An 18146-nucleotide genomic window follows, 5' to 3' on the forward strand; every position below is an offset into this window, starting at 1 on the left:
ATGAGTCAGCCAGCCACCCTTCGCAGTTGGGTTGCGTCCGCCAACGGCCATGCCGATTTCCCGTTGCAGAACCTGCCGCTGGGGGTGTTCAGCCTCCCAGGTTCGGCGCCGCGCAGTGGCGTGGCGATCGGTGAGCAGATCTTCGACCTGGAAGCGGCCCTGGAACTCGGGTTGTTCGAGGGCCAGGCCAAGGCCGCTGTCGAAGCGACCCGTGGCGGTCAGTTGAATGCCTTCTTCGAACTCGGTTCCGCGGCCCGCGTGGCCTTGCGCGCGCGTCTGCTGGAACTGCTCGGCGAAAGCAGCAGCCTGCGCGGCAAGATCGAAGCCCAGGGCGCGAAGCTGCTGCCCCTGGCGGCCGATTGCCAATTGCACCTGCCGGCCAGGATCGGTGACTACACCGATTTCTATGTCGGCATCGAGCATGCGCAGAACGTCGGCAAGCTGTTCCGCCCCGACAACCCGCTGCTGCCCAACTACAAGTACGTGCCCATCGGTTATCACGGCCGGGCCTCGACCGTTCGCCCGTCCGGCAGCGAAGTGCGTCGACCCAAGGGCCAGACCTTGCCCGCCGGGCAAAGCGAGCCGAGCTTCGGTCCCTGCGCGCGACTGGACTACGAACTGGAACTGGGCATCTGGATCGGCCGCGGCAATGCCATGGGCGAGTCGATCGCCATCGGTGACGCCGCCGAGCACATCGCCGGTTTCTGCCTGCTCAACGACTGGTCGGCGCGGGATATCCAGGCCTGGGAATACCAGCCGCTGGGGCCGTTCCTGTCCAAGAGCTTCATTACCAGCGTCTCGCCCTGGGTGGTGACAGCCGAAGCGTTGGAACCGTTCCGCCAGGCACAACCGGCGCGTCCGCAAGGCGATCCGCAACCACTGCCGTACCTGTTCGATACACGCGACCAGCAGGGTGGTGCCTTCGATATCGAACTGGAAGTGCTGTTGCTGACCGAGGCCATGCGCGAGCAGAACCTGCCGGCCCAGCGCCTGACCCTGAGCAACACCCGACACATGTACTGGACCGTGGCGCAACTGGTTGCACACCACAGCGTCAACGGCTGCCAGTTGCAGGCCGGCGACCTGTTCGGTTCGGGCACCTTGTCCGGGCCCGAAGCGGGGCAGTTCGGCAGCCTGCTGGAGATCACCGAGGGCGGCAAGAAACCGGTGGAACTGGCCACGGGCGAGGTGCGCAAGTTCCTCGAGGACGGTGACGAAATCATCCTGCGGGCGCGTTGCCGCCGTGAAGGCTTTGCTTCCATCGGCTTCGGCGAATGCCGGGGCAAGATTGTTCCGGCACGTTGAGAGGAGTGGGCCATGGAGCTTTACACGTATTACCGTTCGACCTCGTCCTACCGCGTGCGGATCGCCCTGGCCCTCAAGGGCCTGGATTACCGCGCGCTGCCGATCAACCTCATCGCCCCGGGCGGCGGTGAACAGCGCCAGCCGGCGTACCTGGCGGTCAACCCGCAAGGACGGGTGCCGGCCTTGCGCACCGACGCGGGAGACGTGCTGACGCAGTCGCCGGCGATCATCGAGTTTCTCGAGGAACGTTATCCACAGGTGCCGCTACTGGCCTCGGACCTGCTGACCCGTGCCCGCGAGCGGGCGGTGGCGGCGGTGATCGGTTGCGATATTCATCCGTTGCACAACTCCGGCACCACCAACCTGCTGCGCCAGTGGGGGCATGACGATGCCCAGGTACTGGAGTGGATCGGCCACTGGGTCAGCCAGGGGCTGGCGGCGGTGGAACAGTTGATTGGCGATACCGGCTATTGCTTTGGCAAGGCGCCGGGGTTGGCGGATGTGTACCTGATTCCGCAGTTGTATGCGGCACAGCGGTTCAAGGTGTCGCTGGAGGTTTACCCGCGTATTCGCCGGGTGGCGGCGCTGGCGGAACAGCATCCTGCGTTCATCAAGGCGCATCCGGCCAATCAGCCGGATACTCCGCTGTAAGGCATATCGCAGAACCTGTAGGAGCTGGCTTGCCAGCGATGACGATGTAACATTCACCATCGCTATCGCTGCGGTGCGGCGTCCCGACAAGCCAGCTCCTACAGTGACCGCGTTGACCGTAGTTGCGAGTCAATGCACCACCGCATTCGGCGGCAATTGCCCCAGCCGCTCGGTCAGCCGCAGCCGCTGGATCGGGTCATCGCAGAGCAGTAGCGCCCGTTCCAGGTCATAGCGCTCGGCCCGTGGACAATCGAGCTGCTGGTAGAGACTGGCGCGGGCCAGGTAGTCGCTGGCATTGGCCTGGCCCAGCTCCAGGACCCGCTCGGCATCCACCAGGGCAGCGAGGAAATCGTCGTTGGTCTGGTGCAATTGCCGCAGGTTGCGCGATAAGCGCTGGAGCATCTGTACGGGTGTAGCGGTGTGCATGTGCTCGGCTTTCAGCAGCGCAGTCGGGCCGTACTGGCGGGTCAGCAACTCGCGGCAGTCGTTGGGATAAAGACGTCGGCCGCCGCACGGATCGAGCAGATGATCGGCCCCCGGCACCCGCAGCAGGAAATGCCCGGGAAAGTTCACCCCCACCAGCGGAATCTCCAGTTGCCGGGCCAGCTCCAGGGCGATCAAAGCCAGTACCAGCGGCTGCCCGCGTCGGCGCTGCAGGACTTTGTCGAGCAGTGCCGCGTGAGGGCGCAACGGGGTGAACTCGTCCTGCTGGAAACCCAGATCGTTCATTCGCCGCAACAGCGGCTGAGCCAACTCGCTGACCGGCAGCATCGGCAGGCCGGCGCTGACCCGTTGTTGCAGGTCGCGGAAGTCACGCAGCACGGACTCGGGTCGAACCTGCGGGTCATGCTCGGCCGCCATCCACAAGGCCGCTTCGAACACTGCGGGCGGGGTGCGTTCCAGGCAGGCGAAAAAGGCTTGGCGGGGGTTCATCAAAATCTCCGGCAGAGTCTCTGTTTTAGCCCCGCGACGGGCTTTCGTCCAGTCTCTTGCACAGGTCTATGGTTATATCGAAAAGCCTGAAAACGCCATGGGCTTATTCCTGCTTGCTTCTGCAAGCTTTCCCACGAGGCCTATAATCGCTATCAGGTAGTAGTCAGGGGGCCTCTCGATGTTCGCTCTCATGCAAAGCACTCGTCTTGAGTCGCTGCACCTCAGCGTCGATCCGGTTTCCGGGTTGAAGGCGGTGATTGCCATTCATAACCGTCGTCTCGGGCCGGCACTGGGAGGCTGTCGCTACCTGGCCTATCCCGACGATGAAAGCGCGATGGTCGATGCCATTCGCCTGGCCCAGGGCATGAGCTACAAGGCCGCGCTCGCGGGGTTGGCGGTAGGCGGCGGCAAGGCGGTGATCATTCGTCCGCCCCATGTGGAAAGCCGCGCCGCCTTGTTCGAAGCCTTCGGCCGTTGCATCGAGCAACTCAATGGACGCTACATCACGGCCATCGATAGCGGTACCTCCACCGCCGATATGGACTGCATTGCCCAATACACCCAGCATGTCACCAGCACCACGAGCGCCGGCGATCCGTCGCCTCACGCGGCCATGGGCGTGTTCGCCGGGATTCGCACCACCGCCATGGCGCGGCTGGGCAGCGACAACCTGGAGGGTTTGCGGGTGGCGGTGCAGGGCCTGGGCAATGTCGGTTATGCCCTGGCCGAGCAGTTGCACGCGGCGGGGGCGGAGTTGCTGGTCAGCGATACCGACCCGGGCAAGGTGCAACTGGCCATGGAACAACTGGGCGCGCACCCGGTCGCCTGTGAAGCCCTGCTCAGTACCCCGTGTGACATTCTTGCCCCTTGCAGCATAGGCAATGTGCTTACCAGCCAGAGTGTGGCGCAACTGCGTTGTGCCGCGGTGGCCGGTTCGGCCAGCACCCAGCTGACGCATATCAGCGTCGCCGACCAGTTGGAAAAGCGCGGCATTCTTTATGCGCCCGACTACGTGATCAGCTCTGGCGGGTTGATCTATGTCGCCCTCAAGCATCAGGGCGAGTCACTGCCGACCATCACCGCCCATCTGTCCCGTATCGGAGCCCGCCTGACCGAGGTCTTCGGTCATGCCCAGGCGGAAAAGCGTTCGCCGGCGCGGGTGGCCGACGAATTGGCGGAGCGTCTACTTTACCGGTAACTCCTTGATAGGGCTTGGAACATTCCCCCAGCTGGCATAAACCAGCTTGATCGGCATGGCGTCAATAAAATGGCTAAATATTTAGCCTTACCGTTTTTTTGTAATATTTGATCTAAATTCTTAACGGATTGTTGACGCTATCACTTTGGTATCATCATAATGCCCGCCATTACTAAGGTGTAAGAGAATCCGGAAAGGGTGATCGACGTCTAAGGTAGGACATGCCGATCGCGCTGTATCTGGTCCTAAGGGAAGAGAACTTGAGTCAGGTCACCCTAGCCATTCGTCATCTGCATGATGAGCAGATCTTGTTGGACAACGGCGGCCTTTATTGGGTAGCTGTGGATCAGGCAAGTGACTCTGCCGCGCTGGCCGTCCAATGCCTGGCCGCGATGCCGGCCAATGCGCGAGCGACCTTGGTGTGCTGCGAGCATTCAAGTCAGGAGCTGGCCAGCAAACTGGCGGCAGATACCGGTCCCGGTCTGCTGAAGCTGTTCGACATCAATAAAGCCGACATCGGCCTGACCCTCAAATCGCTGGTCGGCGAGCTGACCCGTACTGCTCCGGCAGCCGACAGCACCCTTGTCCTGATGCTGCCCGACAGCGCCTGGCAGAGCGACGTCGCGCCGCAGCTGCAGCAATGCTGCCTGTCCCTGAGGCAATGGCTGCGCGCACGCCAATGCAGCCTGTTGGTGATCAGTCATGGCCAGGCGTCTCAACTGCATGACCGCTTGTTGCGGCTCAACGATACGCTCTCCGGGCTCGCTCAGCTCTATCGCCGTGACGGTGGTATTTGCTATCAATTGCACTACTGGCGCAGCGAACTGGGCGTGTGCAGCGGGCAGGAGTTCGAACTCGAGTTGGGCGAGGGCGGTTTTGCGCTGTCGGTCAATGAGCAGGCCAATGAGCAGTTGAGCCACACCGACGACCAGCGTATCTACCTGACCCAGCGTCCGGTGCTTGAGGGCTCGCCGCCCTTATCGGATCAGTGGAGGCTGTTCGAGAGCCGCGAGGATTTGCTCCAGCAAGCCAGCCGCGCGCGGGCTGCCAGCATCATCGTGGCCATCGATAGCAACCGGGATGTCGAAGCGCTGGCCCGTCAGATTCACGCCCTGCGCGAGCGCTGCGGCATCGCGCTGAAGATCATTGTTCGCGAGATGGAGCCCTGCCTGCGTTATCGGGACGAGCGCTTGCTGGTGTCCTGCGGGGCCAACATCACCGTGCCTTATGGGACGACGCTGGCACACTTCTTCAGCATCATCGACAGCGTCCAGGGCCAGACCTGGCGCCGGAGTCGCATCACCGACTTCCAATTGATCTTCGAACGCCTGCGCCCGCCCGCCGAGCGCGGCCTGTTGGCGCCCCGGGAGTTCATCCGCACGTTGGAACGCGTCTACAGCGGCGCCTCTGGCGAAGTCAGCCACCAACTGCTCAAACTGATGCCGCGCGGTGGCCTGGCCATTGAGCAGTACTTGAATCAAATCGGCTTGCGTCGTTTCGGTGACGTCGCCTGCGTGGTCAACGGTGCCTTCTATCTGTTCCTGTTCGCCTGTCGCGCGGACGGGCTGGAACCCGCGTTGGGGAATATCTGCCGGCTGTCCTGGCGCGATCTCTTCAGCGATTTCCAGGCGTTCCCCGGCCTTGAAGCGTTGCCGCGCGAGGACTTCCTCGCGGAAACCTCGCTGCCTCCAACCTTCATTCTGGCAGAAGAGCGCACCGCCGGTAGTTCCGCCGGAGCCGCCGGGCATGGCGCCTATTCGCCGCAACGCACCACACTGCCCATTACGGATCTCTGTTCATGAGTTATTCCGAACTGATCCAGGTGATTGGCCTCAGCTGCCTGCTGACCCTGGCACTGATCATGGTACTGACCCGGCTGGGTCGCCGTTTTCTGGCCGTCGTGCAGGGGCTCCTGCCTCCGCGTTACCTCAAATCCCGTGGCGTGCGTCGTCGCGCCCCTGCCCAAAGCGAGCCCCATGAGCCGGTATGAAGTCATTAACCCGGTGTCGGTGCGTGTCTGGCCGGGCCTGGGTCACTGGAATCTGTATTTCCTCCTCAAATTCGTCCTGCTGTGGGCGGGTTACCTGAACCTGCAGATAGTGCCTAATCTGGTGTTCGCTGCGGCGTTGTTGCTGCCGTTGCCCAATCGTTATCTGCGCATCCTGCGCACCGTCATAGCGATCCCGGTGGGCGTTGCGCTGTTTTATCAGGACACCTGGCTGCCGCCCTTCAGCCGTCTGTTGGACCAGCCGGGTGTGTTGAATTTCAGCGGCGCCTACCTGGTCGAGCTGGTGGGGCGTTTCATCGACTGGAACCTGTGTGCGCTGTTGGCTGTGCTGGCGGTGGCCTATGCCTTCGTCCGTCACTGGCTGCGCCTGACCACCCTGAGCGTGCTGGGTCTGGCCTGGCTGGCCAGTGCCAACGTGCTGTCCCTGCACGCCGGCAGCGAGCCGGTCGCGGCGTCGGCCAGTGGCGCCCCCGTGGCTACGGCGAGCACGGCCGCCCCGGACAGCGCGACACTGGAAGCCTATCTGCAGAAGTTCTATAGCACCGAGGCCGGGCGCAAGGTGGAGTTCAAGCCGGCGACTTCGGCCGTGCAGCCTTTCGATCTGTTGCTGATCAATATCTGTTCCATGGCCTGGGATGATCTGGACGCCGTGGGCCTGCGCGATAACACGCTGTTCCAGCAGATGGACGTGATTTTCGACAACTTCAACTCGGCCACCTCCTATAGCGGCCCGGCGGCTATCCGCCTGTTGCGCGCCAGTTGCGGACAGGTTCCGCACAGCCAGCTCTACGGCACGCCCCCGGAGCAGTGCCTGTTGATGGGTGACCTGAGCAAGCTGGGCTTTGCCAACGAAGTGATGCTCAACCACACGGGGCAGTTCGAAGGCTTCCTTGACGAAGTCCGTGCTCAAGGTTCGTTGCCGGCCCCCGCCGTCAGTACCCGCAAATTGCCGCGTGAACTGGTGGGTTTCGACGGTTCGCCGATCTTGCGTGATGCTCAGGTACTGGACACCTGGTGGAAGCACCGCGAAGACGAAAAGAGCGATCGCGTGGCGCTGTTCTACAACACCACCACGTTGCATGACGGCAACCGTACGCTGACCGCCGATGGCGGCACCAAGAGCAGTGATTACAAACCGCGTGCCCAGGGGCTGATCGACGACCTCAACGGCTTCATCAAACAGCTGGAGCTCAGCGGCCGTCGGGTGGTGGTGGTGATTGTGCCGGAACATGGTGCGGCACTGCATGGCGACCGCATGCAGATATCCGGCATGCGCGAGATACCGAGCCAGTCCATCACCCACGTGCCGGTCGGCATCAAGCTGGTGGGCATGGGGCGCAACCCCGGTGCCGCGCCACTGCACATCACCGAGCCGAGCAGCTTCCTGGCCCTGTCGGAAATCATCAGCCGCCTGTACGGCGCTCAATCCAAGGGGGATGGCCAAGGTCCCGACTGGTCGGCCCTGCTGAGCAACCTGCCGCAGACGGCGGCAGTCTCCGAAAACTCTGGCACCGTGGTCGTTGACTACGGCGGAAAACCCTACATCCGACTCAAGGAGAAAGCAGGATGGCTGCCCTACCCACAGCGCTTCAAGTGAAGGCCAAGGTGCAGTCGCGTGCCGATCGTGCCGATGACATCGCACGCCTGAAGCAGGAGCTTGAGCTGCCCGAACTGGACTACGTGGACATTTCCGCGCAGATCGAATTGCAAAAGGCGCTGCATCGCTGGCCGCTGCTGGTGGAGATGCAGAGCCAGCAACCGGCGGCCCTGCCGGCGGTGCATGAGCGACCTGGAGCGCTGTCTTGACCAGCCTCAGCCTGCGCGGCCTGCGCGGCGGCGTCGGCACCAGCTCGCTGTTGGCGGCCACGGGGCATGCATTGCATAGCCTTGGCGAGCGCGTGCTGCTGGTCGACATGTGCCCGGAGAACCTGCTTCGCCTGCACTTCGGCGTCAGCGTCAGCGAACCTGACGGCTGGGCGCGCGCCATGATCGACGGTGTCGGCTGGAATACCCAGGCCTGGACCGTGGAGCCGGGGCTGGGCGTGTTGCCTTATGGCCGCCTGAAACGGGAAGAGCAGGATCAGATCGAGCAACACCTGCTCAAGGATCCGGAGTTGTGGCGCCGCCGCCAGGCCAGCCTTGCCGAACACTTTGACTGGATCCTGTTCGACGTACCCTTGCGCTTGCCCGGTCATGCGCATGTCGGACCCTGTGCGTTGCGCCTGCGGATTGTCGAGGCGGATGCCGCCTGCCATGTGCTGTTGCAGCAGGAAGAAGCCCTCGGCGGGCATCTGCTGATCAACCGCTTCGACCCGGTCAGCCAATTGCAGCGCGACCTGCTGCTGATCTGGCGCAAACAATATGGGGCCCGCCTGCTGCCACTGAGCGTGCATCAGGATGAAGCCATGCGCGAAGCCTTGGCGTTCAAGAAACCGGTGGGTGCTTATGCCCAAGCCAGCCTGGCTGCCCAGGATGTGTTGAGCCTGGCCACCTGGTGCCTGACCCGACGCCTGGAGCCGGTATGATCGCCCGCGTTTTCCCTTATGCCCACCTGCGTCGGCGCTATGACTGTGCGCCGCCAGTCGCACTGTTGCTGGCGACAATGAATGCCCTGGCGTGGCTGCTGTTGCGCCTGGAGTCGCCGAACTGGCGCGCGGTGCTCGATCAGCCCAGGCGCTGGTATCCGCAACTGAGCGACAAGGCCCCGAGCCTGGGCGACCCGTTGCGCTATGCGGTGCAAAGCCTCTGGCTGGTGCTGGTCCGCCCGGCCAGGTCGCCGGGTTGGACATTGACCACCCCGGCCTGGCTCAAGGCCGTCGGGGCGCTGTACCTGCGGCTGTGGGCCCGGGTCGGCAAGACCCTGGAAGAATTGCCCGTGCGCGCCGAGGCCAGCCAGCAGATTCGCCAGAGCAGTCATTGGTGGAAAGGCCTGGACCGTCGCAACCAACGCCTGGTCAACGCGGCCATCGGCGTCGTCGCCTTCATCTTCACGATGTTGTGCATCACCGAGCCCTTCGGTTACTTCGCCCAGTCGGTGTTCGTCTTGCTGCTATGGGCGCTGGCCATGCTGGTGCGGCGGATTCCGGGACGCTTTCCGACGTTGTTGATGGTGGTGTTGTCGACCATCGTCTCGTGCCGCTACCTGTGGTGGCGCTACACCTCGACCTTGAACTGGAACCAACCGCTGGACCTGGCTTGCGGGATGATCCTGCTGGTGGCCGAAACCTATTCCTGGGTGGTGTTGATCCTCGGGTACATCCAGACTTGCTGGCCCCTGGGCCGCAAGCCGGCGCTGCTGCCGAGCGACACAGGTCTTTGGCCCAGCGTCGACCTGTTGATCCCGACCTACAACGAAGACCTGTCAATCGTGCGGGGTACCGTGTATGCCGCCATGGGCATCGACTGGCCGAGCGACAAGCTGAACATCTACATTCTCGACGACGGCAGACGCGAGAGTTTCCGCCAGTTCGCGGCTGAGGTCGGCGTGGGCTACATCGCTCGCAGCGACAATCGTCACGCCAAGGCCGGTAACCTCAACCATGCGCTGAAGCAGATGAACAGCGAACTGGTCGCCATTTTCGACTGTGACCACATCCCTGTGCGTTCCTTTCTGCAAATGACCACCGGCGGCTTTTTGGAAGATCCGAAGCTGGCGCTGGTGCAGACGCCGCACCATTTCCTGTCACCGGACCCCTTTGAGCGCAACCTGAATGTGTTCCGCGAGCGCCCCAACGAAGGCGAGCTGTTCTATGGGGTGATCCAGGACGGCAACGACATGTGGAACTCGGCGTTTTTCTGCGGTTCATGCGCGGTGCTGCGGCGCACTGCGCTGAACGAGATCGGCGGCTTTGCCGTCGAGACCGTCACCGAGGACGCCCATACGGCGCTACGCCTGCACCGCAACGGTTGGCGTTCGGCCTATGTCAAGGTGCCGCAAGCGGCCGGCCTGGCCACCGAAAGCCTGTCGGCGCACATCGGCCAGCGCATTCGCTGGGCCCGTGGCATGGCGCAGATCTTTCGCACCGACAATCCCTTGCTCGGAAAAGGCCTGACCTTCTTCCAGCGCATCTGCTACGCCAACGCGATGATCCATTTCCTGGCCGGCCTGCCGCGCCTGGTGTTTCTGCTGGCGCCGTTGGCCTTTCTGTTTCTGCATGCCTACATCATCTACGCCCCGGCGCTGATGATCCTGCTGTACGTGCTGCCGCACATGATCCACGCCAGCCTCACCAACTCGCGGATGCAGGGCGACTATCGGCGGACGTTCTGGGGGGAGGTGTACGAGACCGTGCTGGCGTGGTACATCGCGCGTCCCACCACCGTGGCGCTGTTCAACCCCAGGAAGGGCAAGTTCAACGTCACCGCCAAGGGCGGCCTGATGGCGCACAACCAGTTTGACTGGAAAATCGCCCAGCCGTACCTGCTCCTGGCGTCGCTGAACATGGCCGGCCTGGGTTTTGCCATCTGGCGCCTGATCTGTGGGCCCCGCGACGAAATCGTGACCGTTGTGGTGAGCATTCTCTGGGTGGTCTACAACCTGCTGATCATCGGCGGCGCGGTGGCGGTCGCCGCTGAAGCGCGCCAGGTTCGCCAGACCCATCGTGTACACGCCAAGCTGCCTGCCGCTGTGCGTCTTGAAAGTGGCCACGCTTACTCAGGCTTGTTGCAGGACTATTCCGACGGTGGTGCAGGCATCCATCTCGACACCTCGCTGTCGTTGCCGGTGGGCGGGAGAATCTCGCTGATGATGCAGCGCGGCACCCGTGAGTTCCTGTTCCCGGGCTACGTCAGTCGCAGCCACAAGCACTTCATCGGCATCAGCTTCAGTGGCTTCACTGCGCAACAGAAAGTCGACTTCGTGCAGTGCACGTTTGCCCGCGCCGATGCCTGGCTCAACTGGAGCGAGAATGTCACCCCCGATCGCCCGCTGCAGAGCTTTTTCGACATCGTCAAGCTGGGTGGCACCGGTTACTACCGCCTCTATGAATACCTGCCTGCCTGGATCCGCGACATCGCCAGGCCGCCTTTGCGGATGTCGCGCTGGCTGGCCAGTTTCCTGCCGCGCATGCCGGCGGCTGACCCCACTCCCAATTCCCGATCAGTGAGCGCACCATGAGCCGCTACTTCAGCAAATCCCTTGTTGCCAGTCTGGCGCTCCTGGCCGTCGGTTGCGCCCAGGCCGTCACTGCACCTGCACCTGTTGCATCTGCTGCGACTGTTGTGCCTGTTGCACCTGTCGCGGTCAGCAACGTACCGACCTGGAGCAGCGCGTACAGCTTCGAACAGCTGGGCCGTCCCGCCGACAGCCTGTTGCTGGGTATCCACAACAGCGACCAGATCGAATTCAGTTTGCGCCGCGATCGCATCGCCAGTGACGCGAAACTGCAGCTGGAATACACGCCGTCGCCTTCGCTGCTGCCACAGATCTCGCATCTACGTGTGTATCTCAACGATGTGCTGATGAGCGTTGTGCCGATCGCCAAGGAGCAATTGGGTAAGCGAGTCAACCAATCGGTAGCCCTGGACCCGAGTCTGATTTCGGACTTCAACCGTGTGCGCCTGGAGTTCGTCGGCCACTACACCGACATCTGCGAAGACCCGGCCAACAACACGCTTTGGTTGAACGTGGGGCGCGGCAGCCAGATCCAATTGCAGGAGCAGGCACTCACGCTCAAGAACGACCTGGCCTATTTCCCGATGCCGTTCTTCGACATTCGGGGCCAGGACAAGCCGGTCCTCAATCTGGTCTTCGCCGATGCTCCGACCCTGGGCGAGCAGCGTGCAGCCGGTATCCTGGCGTCCTATTTCGGCAGCCAGGCCGCTTGGCGGGGTGCACAGTTCCCCGTTCTGTTCGACCAACTGCCGCCCGCTGATGAGCACCATCGCGCCAAGTCGGCCATTGTCTTCGCCACCAACGATCATCGCCCGTCCTTCCTGGCCGACACCCACAAGTTCCCGGCCGTGGATGCGCCCGTTGTACAGATGATCGACAATCCGCAGGATCCCTACAGCAAGGTGTTGCTGGTGTTGGGGCGCAACGACGATGACCTGGCGGTGGCTGCCCGCGCCCTGGCCTTGGGCGCGGGCGCGTTTCGTGGCGCGAACGTGATCGTCAACAAGGTCGAGCAGCTCAAGCCGCGGGTGCCTTATGACGCGCCGAACTGGATGCGCACGGACCGCTCGGTACGCTTCGCCGAGTTGATCAAGTACCCCGAGCAGCTTCGGACCAACGGTCTGCAGCCACGGCCCGTCACGGTGGACGTGAATCTGCCGCCTGATCTGTTCGTCTGGCGCAACCAAGGGATTCCGCTGCAAACCAAGTTCCGTTATACCCCACCGACGGTCAACGATGAGTCGCGCCTGACCATCAGCCTGAACGACCAGTTCATCACCAGCCTGCCGTTGCAAAGCAAGACCGACAGCCGTCTGGAGGAGCTGCGTCTGGCGGTGTTGTCCAACGAGTCGGCCAACCTCAGCGACAAGCTGCTGGTACCCGCGCTGAAGATTGGCGACCGCAACACCCTGCGTTTTGACTTCAACTTCGCCAGTACCTTTGGCAGTGCCCAGCGCGACCGTTGCCAGACTTCGCTGCCGGTGAACAACCAGGCCGTGATCGATGAAGAGTCGACCATTGACCTGTCCGGCTACTATCACTACATCGCCATGCCCGACCTGCGTGCCTTTGCCCGCAGCGGTTTTCCATACAGCCGCATGGCCGACCTGTCGGAAACCCTGGTGATGGTCCCGGCCCACAGTCGCCCTGTGCAACTGAGTACGATGTTCGAGACCCTTGCCGCCATCTCCGCACGCTCAGGTCTGCCAGCGTTCGGCCTGCGGCTGTCGGACAACTGGGACGACGCCAGGGCAGATGTCGATCTGCTGGTATTCGGCGCCATGGCACCGGGTGTGGGCGATGGTGCCGATGCCAATCTGGTGCTGGACAAGACGCGTGCCTGGCTACTCAAATCGTCCAATGAGCAGAACGGCCAGTCGGCCCGCGCCGGCCAGTTCAGTGATGAACGCGACCTGGGAGCCAACGGCGTCGACGTCAGCGCCCAGGCACCGATCGCCGCCATTGTCGGCTTGCAGTCGCCTTATCACCAACAGCGCAGCATCGTGGCCTTGCTGGCGAGCGACGAGACCGATTACCAACTGCTGCGCGACACCCTGGGCGACTCTGGAAAAATAGACGCCGTCAGCGGTTCCGTGGCGCTGATCCGCAGCAGTGGCGTCGGCAGCAGTTGGGTGGGCCAGCAGTACTTCGTCGGCCACCTTCCGTGGTGGCTGTTGCTTTGGTTCCAATTGTCCGAGCACCCGGTCCTGCTGGCGGCCATCGCCACCATCAGTGTGCTGCTGACGGCGTTCCTGCTGTGGCGTGCACTGCGTTGGGCGGCTCGCCGTCGCCTGGCGGCTCAGGAGTAGTCGGGTGACAGCCTTCCTAGCGCGGGTTTTGGCCGCGATCATGCTGGCGCCTGGCTTTGCCGCTGCCGCGCAGTGCCCTTGGCCAGCCTGGCAGCATTATCGCCAGGCCATGCTCAGTTCGGACGGTCGGGTCATTGACCACGCCTCGGAGCAGTTGATCTCCACGTCTGAAGGGCAGGGCTACGGGCTGTTTTTCGCCCTGCTGGGTAATGACCGCGAAAGCTTTGCCAAGGTGCTGCGCTGGACCCAGGACAACCTGGCCGGCGGAGACCTGAACCGGCAGCTTCCGGCCTGGCTGTGGGGGCGCGACACAGCCGGCCGCTGGCAGGTGCTGGATGGCAACAACGCCACCGACGCCGACTTGTGGATCGCCTATAGCCTGCTGGAAGCCGGGCGTCTTTGGGATCAGCCGAGTTACCTGACATTGGGCCGTAACCTGCTCTGGCGCAGTGCTGCGCAAAGCCTGCGCAAGCTTCCGGGCCTGGGCCTGATGCTGTTGCCCGGCGACGCAGGGTTCGACAGTGCCGAGGGTTGGCGTCTGAATGCCAGCTATCTGCCGCTACCCTTGCTGGCACGCTTCGCCCAGGAAGCGCCGATCTGGGCGGAGCTGGCCAGTAACACCGAGCGTCTGCTGATCGAAAGTTCGTCCAAGGGCCTGGCATCCGACTGGCAACTGTGGAAAGCCGGGCAGGGTTGGGCCGTGGACAGTCAGAAGGGCAGTGTCGGTAGCTATGACGCCATTCGCGTCTACCTCTGGCTGGGCATGCTGGACAAGGATACGCCGGGGCGCGCCAAGTTGATCGAGCACTTCAAACCCATACTGGACCTGATTGCGCGACTGGGCCATGTGCCGGAAAAAGTCGATAGCAGCACCGGCCTCGACAATGGCGCCGGCCCGGTCGGCTTCAGTGCCGCCTTGCTGCCCTTGCTGGCCGCCAGCCGGGACAGTGTGGGTGCCCTCGAGGCCCAGCGCCAACGCCTGCAACAACAGCCGCCCTTGGCGGATGCCTATTACAACCAGTCGCTGATGCTGTTCGGGCAGGGCTGGGACCAGCAACGTTATCGCTTCGATAAAGACGGACGCCTCGTGCCAGACTGGACTGCCGCATGCACAAATTGACCGGTTTCGGGCTGCTGCTGAGCGGCGTTTATGGGGTCGCACTGGGCCAGCCGCTCAGCCCTCCCGAGCAGCAGCAATGGCTGCTGGAGCAAGTCCGCATTGGCGAAGCTCTGTACCGCGAAGACCTGGTGCATGATTCGCTGGCGCGTCTCGAACTGATCGCCCCGGACAATCCGCAGGTGAAAGTCTTCGAAGTCCGCCAGGCATTGCTGCAGAAGAACCTGCCGGAGGCCGAACGCCTAGTCGCCCAACTGCACCAGCAGGCACCAGGCACCGCGGCCTTGCGCCAGGCCGAGAGCTTGCTGAAGATGCACGGCGCCGAGGGGCAGAGGGGCCTGCAGGAGGCGCGTCTGCTGGCCGTCGCCGGCCGTTCCGAAGACGCGATCAAGGCCTATCAGCAACTGTTCGGCGATGACATGCCGGATTTTTCCACGACCCTGGAATACCTGAACGTGCGCAGCGGCATCAAGGCTCAGCGCCCGCAGGTGATCGAGCAGTTACGCGAGTTGGACCGGCAGTATCCCGGTAACGCCTCGCTGCGCCAGAGCTTGGCGAGCCTGCTGTTTGCCGAAAAACGTGATCCCGAGGCGTTGGCTGTCCTGCATCAATTGGCTGGCGATCCGAACGCCAGCAACAACGCTGCCGAACGCGAATACAACTATTGGCTCAAGCAGCCGGTAGGGCGCGAAACCGCGCAGGGCTGGCAGGCTTTTCTGAAGCTTTACCCCTACACCAGCTTGTACGCTGACGCGACCAAACAGTTGCAAGCGCAGCAGCAATACCTGGCGGATCCGGCCTGGCAGGCCGGAGTCAAAGGCAAGGCATTGCTCGAAGCCGGCGACAACGTCGGCGCTGAGGCCAATTTGCGTCGGGCGATCAAGGGGTATCCGCAAGACGCCAGCCTGCTCGGTTCGCTGGGTATTTCGCTGATGCGCCAGAACAAGCACGAAGCGGCCTACAACACGTTCGTCCAGGCCTCGGCCATTGAGCAGGACACCGACTGGATGACCAAATGGCAGGACCTCAAGGCGGCCAACTACCAGTGGATGCTGCTGCAAAAGGGTGATGAAGCCCTTGAGCGAAAGGATTATCCCGTCGCGAAAAAATGGTACCGGCAGGCCGCCAAAGCCAAACCGAACGATCCTGCGCCGCTGATCGGCCTTTCCTATGCGGCCCGGGGCGAACTTGATGACATCAGCGCGGAAGCCCTGTTGATGCAGGCGCGCAAGCTTGATCCGAGTAACGCAAGCGTGGTGCGTGCGCTGGTCCGTCTGTACCAGTCGCAATCAGCGGAAAAGGCCGAGCACTACCTCGACAGCCTGACGCCCAGGGAGCAGCAGGAGTTCCAAAGCGTGCGTCGCGGGCTGGCGCTGGATCGCCTCAATGCGCAGGCCGATGACGCCACCCGGCGCAGCGATTGGGCGCAGGTGGCGGCAGTCTTGAGCAAGGCTCGAGTGCTGGACCCGGACAGTCCCTGGCTGGTGTACCGCTTGGCCAATGCCCAGCGCGAACTGGGCCGCAATGCTGACGCCGATCAAAGCTTCCGCGTGCTGTTGCAACGTCAGGGCCAGAACACCGAGGCGCGCTATGCCCACGGCCTGTTTCTGGCCAATGCCGAGCGTGACGGCGATGCCATGGGCAGTCTGCAACAGATCCCCCGTGCGGCCTGGAGCGACAACATGAACGAGCTGTGGGCGCGTCTGCAGCGTCGCCAGTTGCTCGCGAAGGCCCGGACACTACGCGACAGTGGCCATGAGGCCCAGGCCGAAGCGCAGCTGATGCGCGCGCCTACCCCTGACGACTACCTGACCCTGGCCGACTGGGCCCAGCAGCGTGGCGACCTGGTCCAGGCCGAAAGCCGCTACCGCAAGGTGCTGAGCAGCGAGCCGAAAAATACCGAGGCCCAACTGGGGCTGAGCGAAGTGCTGATCGCCCGTGGTCAGCCGGACGCCGCCAAGGCCAGTCTCATGGCGGTGACTGCGCCGGTACCGGTCGATGCATCGTTCCAGCGCCGCCTGGCCAATGCCTGGGCGTCGCTGGGCGACAAGACGCGTGCGAGCGCGCTGTTCGCGCAGTTGCTCAAGACCCCGCAAAGTGATCCGCTGGTCTATCGGGATGCGGCGCGTCTGCTGTCCCGGGAAGAGCCGGGGCGGGCTCTGGATGACTATGCGCGCAGCATGGGGGCGGCAAGGATGATCGAACCGCAGCAGGCCGAACCGCGCGACAACCGTGCCATGACCTTGGCCAGCCGGGCCAAGGATAGCGATGACTGGATGAAGCGCAGCATCCGCCGCGATGTCGACGAGCTGTACCAACAGCAGAACCCGACGGTGAACCTGTACCATGACTTCGCCTGGCGCACCGACAACAGCTCATCGGGGGTCTCGGACCTGACCACCCAGACCACCATCCTGCGCATCGACGCGCCGCTGGCGCAAGGACAGGGTTTCGTACAGGCCGAAGAGATCAATCTGGATGTCAGCAATTTTTCCAGCACCGATCGGTTCGGCTTGTGCGCGGTGGTCCAGGGTGGCTGTGCCACCGCTTCACAGAGCGTGAACGGCACCCTGCTGGGTATGGGCTGGCACGATGATCGCTGGGCCTTCGACCTTGGCCATACGCCACAAGCGTTCACGGTGTCCAACTGGGTGGGCGGTGTGACCTACAGCGGGGACTGGAGCAGCCTGGGTTACCGCCTCACGGCATCGCGACGACCCCTGACCAACTCACTGGTGTCGTATGCCGGTGCGGTCGATCCGGTCACGGGAACCAAGTGGGGCGGTGTGACAGCCAACGGCTTCACCCTGGGCCTGAGCCATGACGAAGGCGGCAAGGATGGTGTGTGGGCAAGCCTGAGCAGTCATTGGTTGGTGGGGCAGAACGTTGAGACCAACCAGCGGCGCACCGCCATGGGCGGCTATTACTATCGCCTGGTGGACCGTGCCGACGAGCGTATGCGTACGGGTCTGACCCTGCTGTACATGGGCTACGACAAGGACTTGAGCGAACTCACCCTTGGCCAGGGCGGTTACTACAGCCCGCAGCAGTACTACTCGGCCAGCGTGCCGGTGAACTATGCCTGGCGCAACGCGGATTGGTCAGTCTTCCTCGAAAGCGCGGTGGGCTGGTCGTTTGCGAAAATCGACGGTTCTGACCTCTACCCCAAGGCCAACAGCGAAGCCGAACTGCAAAGTCTGCTGGCGCAATCGAATCAGACCCTGGTGAGCGGCCCCACCCTGACCAAGAGTGGCAGTAGCAGCAACGGCATCAACTTCCGTGTCCAGGGCCTGGTGGAGCGCCGCCTGTCCGACAACCTGGTGTTCGGTACCGGTATCACTTGGCAACACAGCGAAGGCTACGCGCCGAGCCGCGCCTTGCTGTACTTGCGCTACACCTTTGACCCTTGGCAAGGCAACCTGCCGCTACCGGTTGAGCCGATCTCGCCTTATGCGGAGATGCGTTAGGCGCTGTACGAAAACTGCCTGCGCGACGATCCGGCTGCGAAAGCC

General features: G+C 63.1%; 13 protein-coding genes. 12 read left to right on the forward strand and 1 reads right to left on the reverse strand.

Features of this window, described 5'->3' with window-relative positions; translation table 11 throughout:
- Together fahA and maiA are read left to right on the forward strand one after the other, a co-directional pair.
- Positions 1–1305 (forward strand): fumarylacetoacetase, encoded by a 1305-nt coding sequence (gene fahA / locus UCMB321_RS05010; RefSeq protein ID WP_040064348.1) that lies wholly within the window; start codon positions 1–3, stop codon positions 1303–1305.
- Between the two features lie 12 nt (positions 1306–1317).
- Positions 1318–1956, forward strand: a complete 639-nt coding sequence (gene maiA / locus UCMB321_RS05015; protein ID WP_040064349.1) for a maleylacetoacetate isomerase — start codon at positions 1318–1320, stop codon at positions 1954–1956.
- Between the two features lie 129 nt (positions 1957–2085).
- Here the strand turns inward: maiA and UCMB321_RS05020 are convergent, their stop codons facing one another.
- A complete protein-coding gene (locus tag UCMB321_RS05020) occupies positions 2086–2889 on the reverse strand; it encodes a SirB1 family protein (RefSeq protein ID WP_040064350.1) in 804 nt (267 codons plus the stop codon).
- Positions 2890–3067: 178 nt separating this feature from the next.
- Between UCMB321_RS05020 and UCMB321_RS05025 the strand changes: the two genes are divergently transcribed.
- The 10 genes from UCMB321_RS05025 to bcsC all read left to right on the forward strand — a co-directional run bounded on the left by UCMB321_RS05025 (position 3068) and on the right by bcsC (position 18101).
- Positions 3068–4087 (forward strand): Leu/Phe/Val dehydrogenase, encoded by a 1020-nt coding sequence (locus tag UCMB321_RS05025; RefSeq protein WP_040064351.1) that lies wholly within the window; start codon positions 3068–3070, stop codon positions 4085–4087.
- 260 nt (positions 4088–4347) lie between these two features.
- Entirely contained in the window at positions 4348–5889 is a 1542-nt protein-coding gene (bcsE, locus tag UCMB321_RS05030; RefSeq protein ID WP_040064404.1) for a cellulose biosynthesis protein BcsE, read from the forward strand.
- On the forward strand, positions 5886–6077 hold the full coding sequence (gene bcsF, locus UCMB321_RS05035; RefSeq protein ID WP_040064352.1) for a cellulose biosynthesis protein BcsF: 192 nt from the start codon (positions 5886–5888) through the stop codon (positions 6075–6077). The genes bcsE and bcsF overlap by 4 nt, the downstream gene beginning before the upstream one ends.
- Positions 6064–7692, forward strand: coding sequence for a cellulose biosynthesis protein BcsG (gene bcsG / locus UCMB321_RS05040; RefSeq protein ID WP_040064353.1), 1629 nt, complete (start codon positions 6064–6066; stop codon positions 7690–7692). The genes bcsF and bcsG overlap by 14 nt, the downstream gene beginning before the upstream one ends.
- Complete coding sequence (gene bcsR, locus UCMB321_RS05045; RefSeq protein WP_040064354.1) at positions 7662–7901, forward strand: cellulose biosynthesis protein BcsR; 240 nt, start codon at positions 7662–7664, stop codon at positions 7899–7901. Before bcsG ends, bcsR begins: the two co-directional genes overlap by 31 nt.
- Entirely contained in the window at positions 7898–8620 is a 723-nt protein-coding gene (gene bcsQ, locus UCMB321_RS05050; protein ID WP_040064355.1) for a cellulose biosynthesis protein BcsQ, read from the forward strand. Before bcsR ends, bcsQ begins: the two co-directional genes overlap by 4 nt.
- Complete coding sequence (bcsA, locus tag UCMB321_RS05055; RefSeq protein WP_040064356.1) at positions 8617–11211, forward strand: UDP-forming cellulose synthase catalytic subunit; 2595 nt, start codon at positions 8617–8619, stop codon at positions 11209–11211. The genes bcsQ and bcsA overlap by 4 nt, the downstream gene beginning before the upstream one ends.
- Entirely contained in the window at positions 11208–13517 is a 2310-nt protein-coding gene (gene bcsB / locus UCMB321_RS05060) for a cellulose biosynthesis cyclic di-GMP-binding regulatory protein BcsB (protein ID WP_040064357.1), read from the forward strand. The genes bcsA and bcsB overlap by 4 nt, the downstream gene beginning before the upstream one ends.
- A 4-nt stretch (positions 13518–13521) precedes the next feature.
- Positions 13522–14637 carry a cellulose synthase complex periplasmic endoglucanase BcsZ gene (gene bcsZ, locus UCMB321_RS05065; RefSeq protein ID WP_040064358.1) on the forward strand — a complete coding sequence of 372 codons (1116 nt, stop codon included), beginning with the start codon at positions 13522–13524 and terminating at the stop codon, positions 14635–14637.
- On the forward strand, positions 14625–18101 hold the full coding sequence (gene bcsC, locus UCMB321_RS05070) for a cellulose synthase complex outer membrane protein BcsC (RefSeq protein WP_040064359.1): 3477 nt from the start codon (positions 14625–14627) through the stop codon (positions 18099–18101). Before bcsZ ends, bcsC begins: the two co-directional genes overlap by 13 nt.
- Positions 18102–18146: the final 45 nt, after the last annotated feature.

The sequence above is a fragment of the Pseudomonas batumici genome, from assembly GCF_000820515.1.
In the GTDB taxonomy this organism is placed as follows: domain Bacteria; phylum Pseudomonadota; class Gammaproteobacteria; order Pseudomonadales; family Pseudomonadaceae; genus Aquipseudomonas; species Aquipseudomonas batumici.

Coding starts and splice junctions, on each gene's coding strand:
- fahA (WP_040064348.1), top strand. CDS start 1: ATGAGTCAGCCAGCCACCCTTCGCAGTTGGGTTGCGTCCGCCAACGGC.
- maiA (WP_040064349.1), top strand. CDS start 1,318: ATGGAGCTTTACACGTATTACCGTTCGACCTCGTCCTACCGCGTGCGG.
- UCMB321_RS05020 (WP_040064350.1), bottom strand. CDS start 2,889: ATGAACCCCCGCCAAGCCTTTTTCGCCTGCCTGGAACGCACCCCGCCC.
- UCMB321_RS05025 (WP_040064351.1), top strand. CDS start 3,068: ATGTTCGCTCTCATGCAAAGCACTCGTCTTGAGTCGCTGCACCTCAGC.
- bcsF (WP_040064352.1), top strand. CDS start 5,886: ATGAGTTATTCCGAACTGATCCAGGTGATTGGCCTCAGCTGCCTGCTG.
- bcsG (WP_040064353.1), top strand. CDS start 6,064: ATGAGCCGGTATGAAGTCATTAACCCGGTGTCGGTGCGTGTCTGGCCG.
- bcsR (WP_040064354.1), top strand. CDS start 7,662: ATGGCTGCCCTACCCACAGCGCTTCAAGTGAAGGCCAAGGTGCAGTCG.
- bcsA (WP_040064356.1), top strand. CDS start 8,617: ATGATCGCCCGCGTTTTCCCTTATGCCCACCTGCGTCGGCGCTATGAC.
- bcsB (WP_040064357.1), top strand. CDS start 11,208: ATGAGCCGCTACTTCAGCAAATCCCTTGTTGCCAGTCTGGCGCTCCTG.
- bcsC (WP_040064359.1), top strand. CDS start 14,625: ATGCACAAATTGACCGGTTTCGGGCTGCTGCTGAGCGGCGTTTATGGG.